This is a genomic window from Sphingobacterium hotanense (assembly GCF_008274825.1).
GTDB lineage: Bacteria > Bacteroidota > Bacteroidia > Sphingobacteriales > Sphingobacteriaceae > Sphingobacterium > Sphingobacterium hotanense.
The window spans coordinates 3,479,089-3,495,386 of sequence record NZ_CP030848.1 but is presented as its reverse complement, the minus strand read 5'-3'; the positions used below and the strand labels follow the sequence as shown (position 1 = coordinate 3,495,386).

The 16,298-nt window shown below is 40.4% G+C and carries 13 protein-coding genes; 8 read left to right on the top strand and 5 right to left on the bottom strand.

The window, feature by feature from the left end; all coding sequences use genetic code 11:
• The first annotated feature begins 309 nt into the window (after positions 1 to 309).
• From DSM08_RS14735 to DSM08_RS14725, 3 genes are all read left to right on the top strand, one after another.
• Positions 310 to 1,194, top strand: a complete 885-nt coding sequence (locus DSM08_RS14735) for a S1 family peptidase (RefSeq protein ID WP_149526870.1) — start codon at positions 310 to 312, stop codon at positions 1,192 to 1,194.
• Between the two features lie 412 nt (positions 1,195 to 1,606).
• The gene (locus DSM08_RS14730; RefSeq protein ID WP_149526869.1) at positions 1,607 to 1,963 is read left to right on the top strand and encodes a hypothetical protein; all 357 of its coding nucleotides are present in this window, start codon (positions 1,607 to 1,609) and stop codon (positions 1,961 to 1,963) included.
• A 123-nt stretch (positions 1,964 to 2,086) separates the two neighbouring features.
• The gene (locus DSM08_RS14725) at positions 2,087 to 2,899 is read left to right on the top strand and encodes an SGNH/GDSL hydrolase family protein (RefSeq protein ID WP_149526868.1); all 813 of its coding nucleotides are present in this window, start codon (positions 2,087 to 2,089) and stop codon (positions 2,897 to 2,899) included.
• Between the two features lie 148 nt (positions 2,900 to 3,047).
• Here DSM08_RS14725 and DSM08_RS14720 read toward each other — a convergent pair whose 3' ends face one another.
• From DSM08_RS14720 to DSM08_RS14715, 3 genes are all read right to left on the bottom strand, one after another.
• Complete coding sequence (locus DSM08_RS14720; RefSeq protein WP_149526867.1) at positions 3,048 to 4,565, bottom strand: hypothetical protein; 1,518 nt, start codon at positions 4,563 to 4,565, stop codon at positions 3,048 to 3,050.
• A gap of 36 nt (positions 4,566 to 4,601) precedes the next feature.
• Positions 4,602 to 4,751, bottom strand: coding sequence for a hypothetical protein (locus tag DSM08_RS19080; RefSeq protein WP_187773876.1), 150 nt, complete (start codon positions 4,749 to 4,751; stop codon positions 4,602 to 4,604).
• 164 nt (positions 4,752 to 4,915) lie between these two features.
• Positions 4,916 to 5,326: a helix-turn-helix domain-containing protein gene (locus tag DSM08_RS14715; RefSeq protein ID WP_149526866.1), complete on the bottom strand. Its 411-nt coding sequence runs from the start codon at positions 5,324 to 5,326 to the stop codon at positions 4,916 to 4,918.
• Between the two features lie 884 nt (positions 5,327 to 6,210).
• Here DSM08_RS14715 and DSM08_RS19075 point away from each other — a divergent pair.
• The 5 genes from DSM08_RS19075 to DSM08_RS14695 all read left to right on the top strand — a co-directional run bounded on the left by DSM08_RS19075 (position 6,211) and on the right by DSM08_RS14695 (position 11,493).
• On the top strand, positions 6,211 to 6,372 hold the full coding sequence (locus DSM08_RS19075) for a hypothetical protein (protein ID WP_187773875.1): 162 nt from the start codon (positions 6,211 to 6,213) through the stop codon (positions 6,370 to 6,372).
• A 478-nt stretch (positions 6,373 to 6,850) separates the two neighbouring features.
• Entirely contained in the window at positions 6,851 to 7,534 is a 684-nt protein-coding gene (locus tag DSM08_RS14710; protein ID WP_149526865.1) for an ATP-binding cassette domain-containing protein, read from the top strand.
• Positions 7,535 to 7,599: 65 nt separating this feature from the next.
• Positions 7,600 to 8,934: a dihydroorotase gene (locus DSM08_RS14705; protein ID WP_149526864.1), complete on the top strand. Its 1,335-nt coding sequence runs from the start codon at positions 7,600 to 7,602 to the stop codon at positions 8,932 to 8,934.
• Between the two features lie 2 nt (positions 8,935 to 8,936).
• Positions 8,937 to 9,983 carry a S66 peptidase family protein gene (locus tag DSM08_RS14700; RefSeq protein WP_149526863.1) on the top strand — a complete coding sequence of 349 codons (1,047 nt, stop codon included), beginning with the start codon at positions 8,937 to 8,939 and terminating at the stop codon, positions 9,981 to 9,983.
• Position 9,984: 1 nt separating this feature from the next.
• Positions 9,985 to 11,493, top strand: coding sequence for a M14 family zinc carboxypeptidase (locus tag DSM08_RS14695; RefSeq protein WP_246172285.1), 1,509 nt, complete (start codon positions 9,985 to 9,987; stop codon positions 11,491 to 11,493).
• A 116-nt stretch (positions 11,494 to 11,609) separates the two neighbouring features.
• Here DSM08_RS14695 and DSM08_RS14690 read toward each other — a convergent pair whose 3' ends face one another.
• The gene (locus DSM08_RS14690; RefSeq protein WP_149526862.1) at positions 11,610 to 13,067 is read right to left on the bottom strand and encodes a RagB/SusD family nutrient uptake outer membrane protein; all 1,458 of its coding nucleotides are present in this window, start codon (positions 13,065 to 13,067) and stop codon (positions 11,610 to 11,612) included.
• A gap of 20 nt (positions 13,068 to 13,087) precedes the next feature.
• A complete protein-coding gene (locus DSM08_RS14685) occupies positions 13,088 to 16,264 on the bottom strand; it encodes a SusC/RagA family TonB-linked outer membrane protein (RefSeq protein WP_149526861.1) in 3,177 nt (1,058 codons plus the stop codon).
• Positions 16,265 to 16,298: the final 34 nt, after the last annotated feature.

Genomic DNA, 16,298 nt, shown 5'->3' with positions numbered 1-16,298 from the left:
CTTTCAACAACGAAATAGACCATCTTCAAAAGCAAATTAAAACATCTTCCCATATAACGATAGACAGCCATCCCGTAACAGATACGAAAGCCATTCTAATCCATAACATTCTCGAATCTAAGTCCATAAAAACCTGTAATAAATTAAATAAAGAGTGTAAACCATTGCTAAAATTATAATTGTTTGTATTATTTTTTATACAAAACAGAAAGTATATTAATTAAGAGGATATAAGCACGTCATAATTAATATATTCGCAATGATTTCATTGAAAATATAAACAAGAACAATAAACCAAATTAAAAACGAATGAAAGCCCCATTTAAATTATCCATTTTAGCCGTGTTGTTCGTCTTGAACGTGCAGGCACAACAAAAAAAAGTAGATCATATCTTCCACGACAATCAAGCATACTTCGATTTAATGGAAAAGGAAGCAACAGCAAATATGTCCACAGCCAAATTCTTGACACCACAAGATGCCGTTGCGCAATTGAAAGCGAATGCAAATAAAAAAGTGAAAGTGCAATCTGTCAAGCCGGCTACAAAGGAGCTTAGCGCTGAAGCGATCGCTGAACGTGCTTTAGAATCAACCGTTGTTGTCAGTGAAGCCTACCTATGCGGTAAATGTGATAAAACACACGTGAATGCTGCTTCTGGCTATGTAATTGATGAAGACGGCTTGATCGTAACTAACCACCACGTGGTGGAAGCCTATGCAGACACTGCGGGAAACAAATTATTGCTACAGATCATGACAGCGAAGGGCAAAGTCTACCCTGTCATGGAGGTATTGACCAACTCCAAAGAAAATGACTTAGCAATTCTACGAGTAGATACCAAAGGAGACAAACTCACACCATTTGGATTAGGAAATACCGCAAAATTAGGTGCTGACGTCTTTGTATTAAGCAACCCAAACAATATGTTGTTCTACTTCTCAAAAGGTATTGTTGCTAGAAACTACATGAAGAGCGATCGTTCGGGAAATAGCACGAAATATCCAGAGATGGAAATCACAGCAGATTATGCCGCAGGATCCAGTGGAGCACCTGTCGTTGATAATAAAGGAAACCTTATCGGAACCGTATCAACAACATCTTCTATCTATTACAACCCACATCAGCAAAGAGACTTGCAGATGGTAGTAAAAGGTACAAAACCAGTGATTACCCTCAAGGAATTAATCAACTAAATTCAATAGAACATTTTCAGTATAAAAAGAGGCCCTCGAGGCCTCTTTTTTTAGATAATAGACCCCCATTGTCTGAACCGGAAAAAAGGATTTAGGATGGGCGCATTGTCTTTGAACCAGGAAAGGAAGGAAAAAAAACGATAAACAGGATCTTGTCTATCCTTGCATCCTTCCTTTCCTGGTTCAGAATATTTAAAAAAGTCTAATGTCTCACCTCTAATGTCTCACATCTAATATCTAACATCTAAACCTCAATTCCCTTTCAACCCCAATTCAAACCCAATACATAACCGTATCAGAACCGCTCCGAAAGGGTTATACATGGGGTTTGAATTGGGTAAGAATAAAAGCAGACCTTAAGCGGCATAGTGTTTGATTAAATTTTTTATCACACACACATAAATCACACACTATGAAAAAACTAATCTATGCTTTCCTATTGCTATCTATTACCTTATTTTCTTGCAGCAAGGATGACGACTCGACTGAGACCGAAGTGATCAATTTGGTTGATACTAAATGGGAAGGAAGAGGGACGTTTGGAGGGCTGCCGGAACCCGTTAAAATTACCCTAGAATTTAAGACCGGCGGAAAAGTTGAAGGATACAATCAGCCTAACGACTGGGAAGGGACATACACGTTCGATACGAAGACCAATAAGGGCGTAATCGTTGAGGACGGATCGTTTAAAATGCCGTTTGAAGTCAGTGGGTCAACTCTAAAATTTGAGATAGAACCAAAGAACTGGATCTCCTTAAAAAAACAGTAAAGAAGGTCGCATTTAGGATTGATCTTTTGAAGGACAGCTTTTTTTGTAGATAAGCGGCGCATATTGACGTCAAAACTCTTACAAAAATCGTAACTTAAGTTCAATCAAAAAATCAATCCTACCATGAACCTGAACAATGCAATCTTAACTTGCTTTACATCTCTATTTCTATATCATGCAAGTCTGACGCCAGTGGATTATGCTAAAACGCATTTGGAAACTGCTGCCAGTCACACTTTAGTCGATTCGCTCGAAAAGGACAAGCGTGCGATCGCCGAGATGCTTAAAAGCAAGACGCCTATCACCTGGTTATTTACAGGGAACAGTATTACCCAAGGGGCGAAACATACCCACGGTATGCGGATCTATTCGGAGATATTCTTTGAGCGCGTGCGTTACGAGATGGGACGATCACGCGATTTGATCGTTAATACCGCAGTAAGTGGAAATACAACTAAAAATATTCTAGACGATTTTGATTGGCGCGTTGCGCATAGCAAACCGCAGGTAGTTTTTCTAATGATCGGAACTAACGATGCGGCAAGTGATAAATCTATCTCTGTGGAGCAATACGGAAAAAATCTAGAGAATTTGATTAGAAAGATCCGTGCTATCGGTGCTATTCCGGTAGTACTCAGTCCGACTCCTATTTTAGAATCCCATGCGCCTGAGCGTGCAAACCTGAAGGCCTATGTTGTTAAGATGGTAGCGTTGGTCAAGAAGGAACAGGTTATTTTCGTCAATCAGTGGGAAATTTGGAACGGGGAGTTGAAGGAAAAGTATAAAGAGCAATGGTCTAGGAAGCTGTTGAATGATCCCTTGCATCCAAATGGACAAGGACATAAGGAGATGGCGATCTCCTTATTTAAAACACTTTCGATATTCGATCCAAAACAACCCACCTGCGGAGGGGAATACTACGAAGGTTACCATTAGCCTAAAACGCAGCTCCCCCGAGCGGGGGAGCTTTGTAAAGCAATAGTCAATTTTCCATAGGTAAATGGAAAGCTAACATGAAAAAACAATTATAAATTGAAACCTTTATGTATAAAAAAAATGTTTTCTCAACGTTGTTTGTACTTGCTTAATTGTTTTTTACGCAACGGACTGGTAGTCGATAAGTAGTCGATAAATGCGTCACCCACGCTTTTCTACAAGTTGGTTCGATTTCCAAAATATAGGCGTAGCAGCTTGATTTTTGGGTGCTCGACCAAATCTTTCCATATCCAGTGCATGATGCTGTGCAATAATTGCCACACATGATTCCGTGCGTCATCAAGTACATAAATTTATTTGGGCTTTGGTCATCTGGGTACGCGACATAGTTAGATCCGCCAGCTAATTTAGTGCCCGCCATTTTAGTGATCTCCGCATGTGTCGGCATCCGCCAGTTACCTTCTGGATAAACCTTCAAACAAGGGTCTCCGCTACCTGGTTTACCTTTTGGAGTAGTCGATTTCCAGTTCCAGTAGAATTCGCAGTCGCGATATCCTATGTATTTCTGGTCCGCACGGAATCGGTAACTTCCATCAGAATGGATATATAAATAGCCCGGAGACCATTTAATTCCGCGTACGAGGTAGTAGCCTCCTGTAACCATCAATTTCGCTTTAAGCGTTTTTGAAGCTCCTGGGTTTGTAAAAGGGAATTTTACCAATTGTGCTACTCCAGCATTTGTCAATCCGGAGCGGATTTCACCACTTTCATCAAGTTTCACCTGAATTTCTGAAAAAATAACGCCTATTTGAGTAAGTCTTTCCGGTTCGATCGTATAGTAGGAAGCGTATTTTGTTGCCCCTTCTACGTCATCATAGAATGTCAAATCGCTGATATTAGCACTTTGGACATTCTCCATTTTTCCTGTCCTCAAATTTAGGGTTCCAGTTTTGATATAGTCAGTTTTATCGAACTTCGCTTTTACAGAAACCAATTTGCCGTACATTTGAGTCGCGTTCAACTCCACAACTACTTGTGCCTGTAGGTATTTAAATTGGATATCAAGCGTGACTTGGCCGCCTTCTACTTCGATTTCACCACTTGAATACAACAATGGTTTATTGATGGAAGAAGTGATTTTTGGGTTTTGCACATCACTTGGTACGGCGATGTCCTTATTCTCGTTGTGTGAATAGGCGACCCAAGTAAAAGTGTTATAGCTTGGAAGTTCCAATTTCGCCAACTCATCGGCGTTCATCATCATTGATTTATAGAATTTTCCGCTATCCTTGTAGTATAACATCAAGCGATATTTTGCACCCTTTTCGGCATTTGTTGCTGCTTTTAACCCCGTGGCAGTAGAACGCTTTGACGAGCTGATCAAATTTGATTGACTAGAGATAAATCCATTTTCAACACTTGATTCCGCTGTAATCTGTACTTGGGCGTTCTCGGCGTTATCACTTTTGATATCTACATCAAAAGCTTTTACTTGAGGAAGCGTAGTGGATGCTTCATTTGTTTTTGACCCCACTACCTTTACCAATACGGTGGTATTTCCGTCATTGTCGGCTGCTGTTTCACTTTTCTCACAACCTTGTAGCAAGAATAGGCCCAGCGTTAGGCAAACAGCCGTACATTGTTTAATGAAATTAAATGTTTTCATTTTTTTTGTTTCTCAATTAATTTAAATTTCTCCTAATTAGATTTCGATAATAACTTCTTCTTCCGGTGGTTCTTCAATTCCCGGAGGACCAACCGTGACGGTTCCGGTAGATTCCGCCGCAATTCCACATTCTAGCTCGATGACTTCCAAGTTAATTCTTGGGGTTTGGTAATTTGTTTTTTTCATGCGTTTAATGATTTTTAGCTTATTACGGATGCAAACATAAGCCGAAAGAAATGATGAAAAAGAAGCGTTTGCTACAACAAAAGTTCTGTTGAGATACGCAAAAGCTACTTTTTATACTGTTTGTGCCAGAGATACTGGTATAAACTACTTAATCTATGGATTTTTTAATCCTCGACAGTAGAGTGAACGGGAAAAGGTATGTTTTCGCTAATTTCGGATACCCAGACATAGAGGTTTTTTTGCGAAGGGATATTGAACGTTTTCCTCAAGCGACTTTTTTTCGTCTGTACAGTTCGAATTGAGAGATGGTTGAAATGAGCAATTTCTTTCGTATTGAAACCTAATTTTATGTAGGCACATAATTTAAATTCTTCTTGCCCGAAACTGGGGTTTATTTCAGAAAGAGCGTCGCGAAGTCCAGGGAAAATATATTGGAATAAGGAAAGGAATCCGGGATCGCCTGATTTTGCTAAGTCGAGCAGTTCTTCCATATTGTTGATTTGGGTATCTTCGACGACAGCTTTTAACGCAATAAGCTCTTCATTGCTGTTTTGATAATTGTTATTTAATGACATCAGCTTAACGTTTTTTTCAAACACATAAAAACTATTGAATCCAGTAAGTATCAAAACCTCTAAAATACTGTTGAGTCTAATGTTCTGTTGGATCTGATCTTGAATGGTAATACCAAAGTACCACGGCTCGAATTGGAATCTATGAAGCCCCAGTATCATTAGGAAAGTGATGCTATATAGCAGAATAGTATATTTGATGTTGTCTCTGTCGTTGAAAATTAAGCTGAAACTTCCTAAATAAGGGAAAAAGTAAAGATAAAAGCAACTTTGCAAGCCATAATGGAGACTCATAACAAATATTAGAGCGCCGATGATAACGTAGATAATGAATTGAAAAAGGCTTTTGAAGCGAGCTTTGAAATGAAAAAAGCAGTATAGTAAAAAAGCGCTTAGAATGATTCTTGCACTGTATAGCCAGTTCCAACTGAAATCAAAAATAAAATAATCACGTAAGACATGAACAAAGATGCTGATTGAAATCCCAAGGGTTAGCCGATTAATGATTTTAAGTTGTATCAGTCTTGGCTGATTTGGATTTTGTTGTGTAAGATGTCGATTAGAGATTAAATCCCAGATTTTAAGAAGCATGGCACAAATAATTAAAACGAGATCGTAGATGGTCACCCGAAAGGATTATCCCGATGTTCGTTGAGGTAGAATCATTTTTCACAATATGATATTGTAGTAATATTAGTTAAAAATAGAAAATAAAAATGCTTCATATGTGGTAAAAACTCTTTTTATAGAAAAACTTCTACAGTAGCGTTTTTTATTACCAGATTTATAAAAATTGCGAGACTTTTTTTGCATGATTATTGTAATTCTAAGCATGAATGGTGCTTGGAGATACCGTTTAAGGTTGCATTCAAATAGCGAAAACGTTTATGGACAACTTAAAGGAGATTAACCAGTTCGATATACAGGTACAGAGTACTAGTTTCGGGCTAATAACGACTTTAAAATCACAGCAGAAGCAATCTGTAAAAGACGCTGTTGTTTTCGAAGAGAAGGTACTTTTTGCAAGCGATGTAGAGGATGCTAGTTAGGGCAAGGATACAGTCGTCGTACTGCAACGGAATCTTCTATAGCTGTGCCTCTGATAATTTTCTACTAGTTAGATGTAGTGGTTTTCGCTAGATCACATTTGATATTGTCGCCCTTTAGCCAACCTAGTTTTAGATACTATAAGTTAAAACTTGTTAAGAACGCCGTCGCTGTTATTGATTATCAGCCTTTTTCAATATTTTTAAGAATGCCTATCCAATTCAAACATATCAAACCTATTTATGTTCCTGCATTGATTATCAATCTCTTTATTACGGCATTCTTTAACATGTCAACTTGGAGTTTGGCTTTTTCATTTCTACTGTTTGGATTTGGTATTTCGATGCTGCTTTCGGAGTTGTTCTTAATACGCTTCACCTACCTTTTTCGAAATTTAGGATATTCGCGTGCTAAACTTTGGTTTCACTGTTGGATTCTTAATTGTGTGCCCGCATTTTTTATTTTATTAATCAGTATGCTATGGAAGAGGTGATGAAGGAGTTTTACGCCGACTCGATTGCATTCGAGTATATCTACAATCAGAGATTAATAAATGGGGCAGTTATCATTATGCATCCCGGAATTATTTACGGATTGTTGGGTCGCAATGGTTGTGGTAAATCGACCTTGATGAAAATCTTATTCGGTACGCTCAAGCCTTCGGAGGCCTTTGTTAGACTAAATGGCAAGCGCGTAAAAACAGCCTACTTAACAAAAGATGTTTGTTATCTACCACAAGATTCGTTCTTGCCCACATGGTTTACGGTAGAAAAAGCGATCGATATGATGATTGGTGACAAGCAATCTATTCAACAAGTAAAAGATAACGCGGTCATTCGCCTATTGTTAGGTGAACGGGTTGCCAATATCTCAGGCGGTGAGTTGCGATATTTGGAGATATTATTGCTGCTTAATCAAAAAGCTACTTTCCTCATGTTGGACGAGCCCTTCTCGGGGCTTTCGCCGTTGCTAAAGGAAAATGTTCAGGAATTGATTCTCAATTTTCGCAATTCGAAGAGCATTTTAATTTCCGATCATGATTATCACAATGTTTTGGAGATTAGCGATCAAATCATTCTCATGGACAATGGCGCTTGTAGAAAGTTGGCGAAAAAAGAAGAGTTGGAAATGTTTTATGTTCCGGAAGGGACATTTGAACCATAATCCGCAATTAATCCGCTTTAGGAATTCCTATTTAGTATATTTGTTTATCCTAAAAATAAATATACATGTCTACAATACTTATCAAAAATGCGCAGGTCGTAAATGAAGGGGAGGTCAAGGCGCAAGATCTATGGATTAAAAATGGTCGTATAGAAAAAATCGCTGGGACGATTGATATTTCTGCTGATAAAGAGATAAATGCGGAGGGGCTTCATCTTTTTCCAGGATTGATTGACGATCAGGTTCATTTTCGCGAGCCAGGACTAACGCATAAGGCGAATATCTATACTGAGAGTCGCGCTGCTGTTGCCGGCGGGACGACCTCTTTTATGGAGATGCCCAACACCGTTCCTAATACATTAACGCAGAAATTATTGCAAGATAAGTATGATATCGCACAGGATAGCTCTTTAGCCAACTACTCATTTTTTATGGGGGCGGCAAACGATAATCTGGATGAGGTATTGAAAACTAATCCACGCGATGTTTGTGGCATTAAGATATTTATGGGTTCTTCGACGGGAAATATGCTTGTCGATAATGAACAATCGCTGGAGGCAATTTTCAGTCAGGCACCAACATTGATTGCAACGCACTGCGAAGATGAGGCTACGATTCAAGCAAATTTAGCGGCCTATAAGGAAAAGTATGGCGACAACGTAACGATAGAGATGCACCCACTGATTCGTTCGGCAGAGGCTTGTTATCTTTCTTCTTCCAAAGCGGTGGAATTGGCTAAGAAAAATAATACGCGATTACATATTCTTCATATTTCAACGGCCAGAGAAACCGGTTTATTCGATAATTCCATTCCCTTAGAGCAGAAGCGCATCACGGCAGAAGCGTGCATACACCATCTTTGGTTTTCGGATGCCGACTATAAAACGAAAGGGAATTTTATTAAATGGAATCCTGCCGTAAAGACAGCTGATGACCGCGACGCCATCTTAAAAGCGGTATTGGATGGGCATATCGATGTGATCGCAACGGATCACGCGCCTCATACCATTGAAGAGAAGTCACAAGGTTATTTACAGGCGCCATCAGGTGGGCCATTGGTACAGCATGCTTTACAAGCATTGATCGACCTAGTAAAGCAAGGCAAGATGACCTTGGAACAATTAGTTCAAAAGTCGGCGCATAATACAGCGACTTTATTCCAAATTGAGCAACGCGGCTATATACGCGAAGATTATTGGGCCGATTTAGTTTTGGTTGACTTGAATAAACCTTATACGGTAAATAAATCGAATATACTTTCTAAATGTGGCTGGTCGCCATTTGAGGATTATACATTCTCTTCTACGATCGAACATACTTTGGTTTCAGGAAATATTGCCTATAGCAATGGTGCTATCGTCGAAGTTGGTTCTGGACATCGTTTACTTTTTAATAGATAATAATGGATAAACGTTCATTCTTAAAATCTTTAGGGTTGGGGATGGCTGCCATCCCATTTGCGGGCAGTTCGGATGCCTTAGCCATGGCAGCGCAGGTAAGACCTTTATTGAAAGGAAAAGTGTTGAAAGCGGGAGATACCATTGGTATCATTACTCCTGCTAGTGCATTAGGTGACGAGGATGCTATCACTTTGACGAAAGAAGTGCTAACTTATTTCGGTTTCAAAGTGAAAGAAGGAAAATATATACGCGAGCGTTATGGGAATTTGGCAGGTACTGACGCACAGCGTCTGGAAGATCTGCATACCATGTTTGCGGATAAATCTGTTGCGGGAATTCTTTGTATTCGCGGAGGCGCCGGAGCGTCCCGATTACTTTCGAAAATAGATTATCAACTTATCGCAAATAATCCAAAGGTGTTACTGGGCTACAGCGATATCACGGCTTTGATCATGGCGTTCCAAGCGAAAGTAGGTTTAGTTACTTTCCATGGGCCTGTTGGTACATCGAACTGGAGCAATTTCGTAGCGAAGACGTTTAATGATCAGTTTATTGATAATAAACTCGTGACTTTTTCGAACCCTGATAAAAAAGGCGATAACATCGTACAATATAAGGATCGTATAACGACGATTAATCCAGGCGTGGTTGAAGGTAAACTACTTGGTGGTAACTTAACACTGATTTCCGGCCTTTGCGGTTCTCCATATCTTCCAGATTTTAAAGACAGCATTTTGTTCCTGGAAGAGATTAATGAGACCCCCGAGAAGGTGGATCGTATGTTCTGCCAATTAATGAATGCAGGTATACTTTCACAGATCAAAGGCTTCGTTTTCGGTAAATGCACAGGTTGCTCACCGTCGGCAGGATACGGCTCCTTAAATCTCGACCAAATCCTTCGCGATTTTATCAAACCCCTAAACATCCCGGCTTATACTGGGGCAGTTATTGGCCATATTGATGATCAGTTTCTGTTGCCGGTGGGCGTGAAAGTTCGCTTAGATGCGACAAAGGGAACAATAGAAATCCTAGAAAAAGCGTTGATTTAATATGAAGTTATTCTTAGTTTCCTTAGGTCTATTGGCCGCGACAACTTGTAGTAATCCATTTAGCAGTTCAAAACAAACTTTAAAAATGGGAATGCAGGTGGATAGTAGCCAATGGAATTCCATGCATGCATCATACAAAGAGTCTGCTCTGTTTCACAGGCGGTTTAAACACAAAGATGTCGACTCACTTATCCAAGTGCATCGCAACAGCGGGTTGTTTAATATTTCGCAAATTGGAAAATCTGTCGAGGGGAGAGCAATTTATGAGATTGCCTATGGCAAAGGAGACAAGAAGGTTATGCTATGGTCTCAAATGCACGGCGATGAGCCTACTGCAACCATGGCGCTGTTTGATATATTCAACTTTCTGGAAGGCAAGGGGGATGGCTTTGATAGCATTCGGAACCTGCTTCAAGAAAATCTAAGTATTCGATTTATACCTATGCTAAACCCGGACGGCGCAGAGCGCTTCTTACGTCGAAATGCCCAAAGCATAGACTTGAATAGAGATGCGCGCGCGAATCAAACGGTAGAGGGAGCATTGCTAAAATCACGGGCAAAGGAGTTTAATCCTCGTTATGGATTCAATCTTCATGATCAGAATATTTATTACAATGTGCCGGATACCAAGAATCCAGTAACGATATCTTTGCTGGCGCCGGCTTATAATACGGAGCGAGATGTCAACGAAGTGCGGGAAGGAGCGATGCAGATTATTGTAGGGATGAATAAAATTTTACAGCAATATGTTCCTGATGCTGTTGCTAAATACGACGATACATATACGCCTCGGGGCTTTGGAGATAATTTCCAATCTTGGGGAGCGAGCACCGTTTTAATTGAATCGGGTGGACTGAAAGGTGATCCGGAAAAACAGCAGATTCGGAAACTCAATTTTATAATTATCCTTAATGCTTTGATGGAGATTGCGCAAGGCACTTATGAGAACTATGATGCAAAGGGTTATGAGGAGATTCCATTCAATGCGAGCCAGATGCATGATATCGTTATCCGTGGACTTTCCTTCGGTAATGACTCCATTCCGCTAAAGAGCGATATTGCAATCCGCAGAGGAGAGACAACAGTAGCTGGTGATTATTTTGTCCGCGGTCGCGTTGAAGATATTGGCGATTTGCCGGAATCTTATGGTTACGATGAAGTGGAAGCTGATGGTTTAAGATTTATTGCAGGAAAAATAGCACCGCAAGCTATCCCGGATTTATCAATACTAACGCCAGAAGTTGCCTATGATCTACTGAAAAAGGGGTATATGGGCGTGCAGGTGGCTAAGCTTTTGCCTGCTGAAGAAGGGATGCTACATAGTCTACCGATTCAGGTTTTTAGCAAAACCGCTTTTGCAGCAACGCCTTTTATTGACTTAGGTGGAACGACTAATTTCTATATTGGGGATTCTACAGGAAACTTGAAATATGCGATCTTAAATGGTTATTTGATTGATTTGTCAAAGTCGGTGAAAGATATAGGATTGCTGAAGAATAGAATACAATAAAACTTTTATGTTTCCATTGAAACACCAACAGGAATGAAAGTTCTTGATGGCCTTTGAAAACAGATACTTCAAAATAATAAGAGCTGGCATTTGCCAGCTCTTATTATTTAAGGGAGTTAATATCCCGAGTTTTGTTGTTTTTCAAGTTCCGGGTTGGCATCGATTTCAACCTGTGGAATTGGAAGGATTGTTTTGTAGAAGCTGCGGTTGATGGTCTTCTGTCTATGTTGAAGAGAGACACCCACGTGCTCATCATTGAAGGTGATTGTCTTATTGTTACGTATCATGTCCCAATAGCGTTGTCCTTCACCGTAAAGCTCTTTACTTTTCTCGTTCAGGATCATGTCTTCAGTAACTGTCGCTGCGGTCGCTGCTACTAAATTCGGTGATCGCTTGCGGATCTCATTCAAGTATGTTGCCGCTTTGGCAGCATCGGGGCCCGCTTTTTTCAACGCTGCCTCTGCCGCAATTAAGTAAATCTCTGACAAGCGAATAACTTTGATGTTTACTGCAGTAAATACGTCTTTACCGTCGCCTTTAAAAGGTTGACTGATGCCACCAACATACTTATAAACTGCAGCTTTCCTTTCTAACTCATCCTCGGTTATTACGCCCCAACGCACATCATCAGCGTCTTCGCCTAAACGGTTTACATAATAATCCGATGCTGTGAAGTTTCCAAGGGCATTATTTTGTTTACTTTTCAGATAATAGAAACCTAATGAACCCGAACCTAAGTCGCCTTGATCTTTAGCGATAGCAATTTCGAAAATAGACTCCTTACCGAACTGCGCTGCCCAAGAACTTACCCATTCGGAATTACTGTATAGAGAGTAAACTTTCGAGTTTATTACTTCTTCCGCAGCAGCAAATGCATTCGTAAAGTCGCCCATAGTCAAATACACGCGTGCCTGAATGGCTTTATTGGCGTAGTAATTCACATAACCATTTGTTTTTGTTTTCGGCAATAAGGCTTCAGCATCTTTTAAATCCTCTAAGATTTGCTTGTAAACGTCTGTTACGGAATTTCTTAGTAATCTAGCGTCGTGCTTCAGTTTCTCGGTTACAATTGGCACACCAAAGGAAGCTGGATCATCTGTATAGGTTTTGCCGTAGAGGCGAACCAGATCGAAGTGAACTAATGCACGCAAGGTTAATGCTTGCCCCTTATAGGTATTGAAATCCAATGTAGAGCCATTGGCAACGATGTCATCGATACTTTGTATAATATTGTTTGCTTGTAATATAGCGTTGTATCCGTCAGCCCAAAAGCCGCTGTAGTTATTGTTCGTGACGCTATGGTTGAATACATAAAGAGCATCTAGTCCACGACCCTGTGAAACGATCGTTGCATCCCCCCCCTTTGCGTCGCCATATATCATAAAGTTGCGGCCATAATAACTTGTTGTGACCAAGCTGCGTAATAAGCCGTTTGTCATCACCTTGGCATCAGCTACCGTTGTGATCGTTTCTCCGGAATCAATGGAGTTTGTCGGTTTTACATCGAGGAAATCCTTGCATGAGAATAATGATATACTTGCAAGTGCTATGATGAATATTGATTTCTTTTTCATGATTGATAATAATTGATAGGTTATAAACTAAATTCTAAACCAAATGAATAAGTCTTTCCGAATGGGGTTTCCCATCCACGTGTTCCGTACTGATTAACTTCGGGATCCGCTAGCTTAAATTTGGAGAAGGTCAATAGATTTGTACCATTGAAAAAGATTCTAGCATTACTGATTCTCGCTTTTTCGGTGATTGATGCAGGAATTCGATAAGCTAAATTAATTTGTTTTAAACGTAAGAATGAAGCATCATAAAGGTGACGCGTTGAATTGGTAATTCCGTCTTCCGGGTCATTTCCGCTAACTTTAGGTAATAATGCGTCGGTATAGTCTGGTCTCCACACTTCTTTGATCCCATGCTCCGAGCGAATTCTTTCCCAGTAATAACCGTCTTCTGCTACATCTTTAGATCCTGCATCATAAAGTTTACCTCCGATTTTGTAGGTAAAGGTCATGCCTAAGCTAATACCTTTATATTCCAGTTCGGTTCCAAAACCACCATATGCTTTCGGGATCGGACTTCCAGCAATAATTTGCTTCGCCTTAGATACTGAGTTAGATGCGCCTCTGCCGTTATATAGGAAGTCGCCATCTGGATTTTCAGGATCATTAACATACCACACTGGTTTACCGTTTGTTTTATCTACTCCCGCCCACTCTCTGATATAGAAGGAATAGACAGGTTCGTTTTCACGGTAAATAAAAGGAACGCGGGCATCTCCGCCAGTAGGGTCAGACCAAAGGATGTCCTGACCTGCATACAAAGACTTCACTTTTGATGTCAATAATGAGGTGTTTGCATTAGCAGACCAACGGAAATTGTCATTTCTCATGATATCTCCGCTCAACGCGATTTCCACTCCACTATTATTGATTTTACCGATGTTTCTCAAAGTACTTGGGAAACCTGTAACGAGTGAAATATTTACGGCTTGTAATAGATCTTTGGAAGTTCTCGAGAAATATTCGATCGAACCGTTAAGTCGGCTATTGAATAATCCGAATTCCGTTCCTACGTTAAAGTTTAAGTTTTGCTCCCAACGTAAGTTTTCATCGGCAATCGTGTTGATGGATCCTCCAGGTTGGTTCATATAATTCATGCCAAAACCTGCAAGCGATCGCCAACCGAAGTTAGAATCTGCAAGGGTTCCGTTTGTTCCATAGGACGCTTTAAGTTTCAGGAAGCTCACTTCATTAACATCCGTTAAAAAAGCTGTATTTTTCAAGTTCACAGCCCCCGATAAAGACCAGAAGTTTGCCCAGCGATCTTTTGGTCCTACTCTTGATGAACCATCACGACGGATAGATCCTGATAGGTAGTAGGTATCTAAATAGTTGTACTCCATTCTAGAGAATACAGACAGCATATTGTGTCCCCAAGAATAGGCATTAGCATCTTTTACCCCTGCCGTTGCTACAGTATGTAGCGCAGAGTTTGGAAGATTCGAACCTGCAGCATACTGATAATCGGTTTCATTTTTTTGCGCTTCAAAACCCAATAATGCGTTTAAATTATGGTTGTTGAACTTCTTGTCGTAGGTTAAAGTCGAGGAAGAAACCAAAATACGGTAGTTGGTGCTGTATTCGAAAACAGAACCATTAGCTGTCGCTCCATAAGTCGTATGATAGTGCAGTGGGCTATAGTACAAATGATCTTTGACTTCAGCGTTATCATAAGAGAATATTGTCTTTCCTGTTAGTTCCGGCAAGATGTTTACCGTCAATGAAGGCGATGCGATCACACGGAAAGTTTTAGAATTGTTTTCCCATTGTTTATCGTAGAATAAGGGGTTATATCCTAAAGAACTATAACGGGTGCTATATTCCTGTCCTGTCTTGTAATCCGTAGGCCAATAGAAAGGAAACAGTAAGTTGTTCGCCAGATAGAAATAGTTTGTTCCGGTATTTCTAGTGTCGTTGTATCCCTCTTTATTATTGTGCGTGACGTTGATATTAGCACCGAATTCCACAATATCATGCAGCTTTTGGGAGATATTTACTCGCCCGCTGATTCGCTCGAACTCGTTGGTGATAGCTCTACCAAGTTCTTTGGTATAGTTTAACGAAGAATAGTATCTTGTTTTTTCGTTAGCTCCAGAAAAGGAGAGGTCGTTGGCTTGATGTCTTCCCGTGCGGAATAAAGCATCATTCCAGTCGAAGTATTTACCATCTCTATTTTCCACACCATCGGTCTTTCCGGTAATAATAATTTTATCATAGAGACCTGTGCCTTCACTTGAGAAGCTATAACCATGTATCCCAAAACGAGTATTCATGCGATCTAATGCATATTTATTTGCCTCGGCCTCTGTTTTTCCGTTGGAAGTTCTATAGTCGTGGAAAATCTGATAGAAATATTGGATTTGATCTTGTACACTTCCCGGTTTATAATTGTCTACCGCCCAGTCTGGCGTGGTTGCCAAAGAGGTGCGGAAGTCGATTTTTGGTTTTCCTGCTTTTCCAGATTTTGTCGTAATCAAAACGACACCATTTGCTGCACGGGATCCATAAAGTGATGAAGCCGCAGCGTCTTTTAATACCGTAATGGATTCAATATCGTTCGGGTTGATGGTCGCCATGATATTGTTGGACGTACCTGCTAATGCGGACTGCATTTGGCCAGAGTTTCCACTGTGTGCCGGAATACCGTCGACAACATACAAAGGTTCTGTTCCGGCATTCATCGATCCGATACCACGAACCTGTATGCTGGATGTTGCTCCCGCCTGTCCCGTTGTGGTATTGATCTGAACGCCCGGAAGCTTCCCAACCAATGCTTGTTCAAAAGAGTTTACCGGGACGTCGCCCGCCTCTTTTCCAAAGTCAACTTGTGTTGCTGATCCGGTGAAAGCACTTTTCTTGGCAGTACCGTAAGCGACTACAATAACTTCGTCGATCGCCTCATCGGCGCTGGTCAGATTGATGTTGATTGTTTTTCTGCCTGCCAAAGGGATTTCTTGGCGTTGATAACCGATTGCCGAAATAATTAATGTGGCGTTGTGATCCGCATTTAAAGTAAAGAGACCATTTTCGTTCGTAGAGGTACTGATGGAAGTACCTTTTACAGTTACTGTGACGCCCGCTATCGAAGCGCCATTTTGGTCTGAAACTTTTCCGGCTACTGCAATCTGTTGCGCATTAACGACTTGTAGGCTACTACAGGCCATGACGCACAGTGAAGTGAGTAAATGATGTTTCATAATCTAGGTGTTTAAAATGTTTCTAGGTATTTTT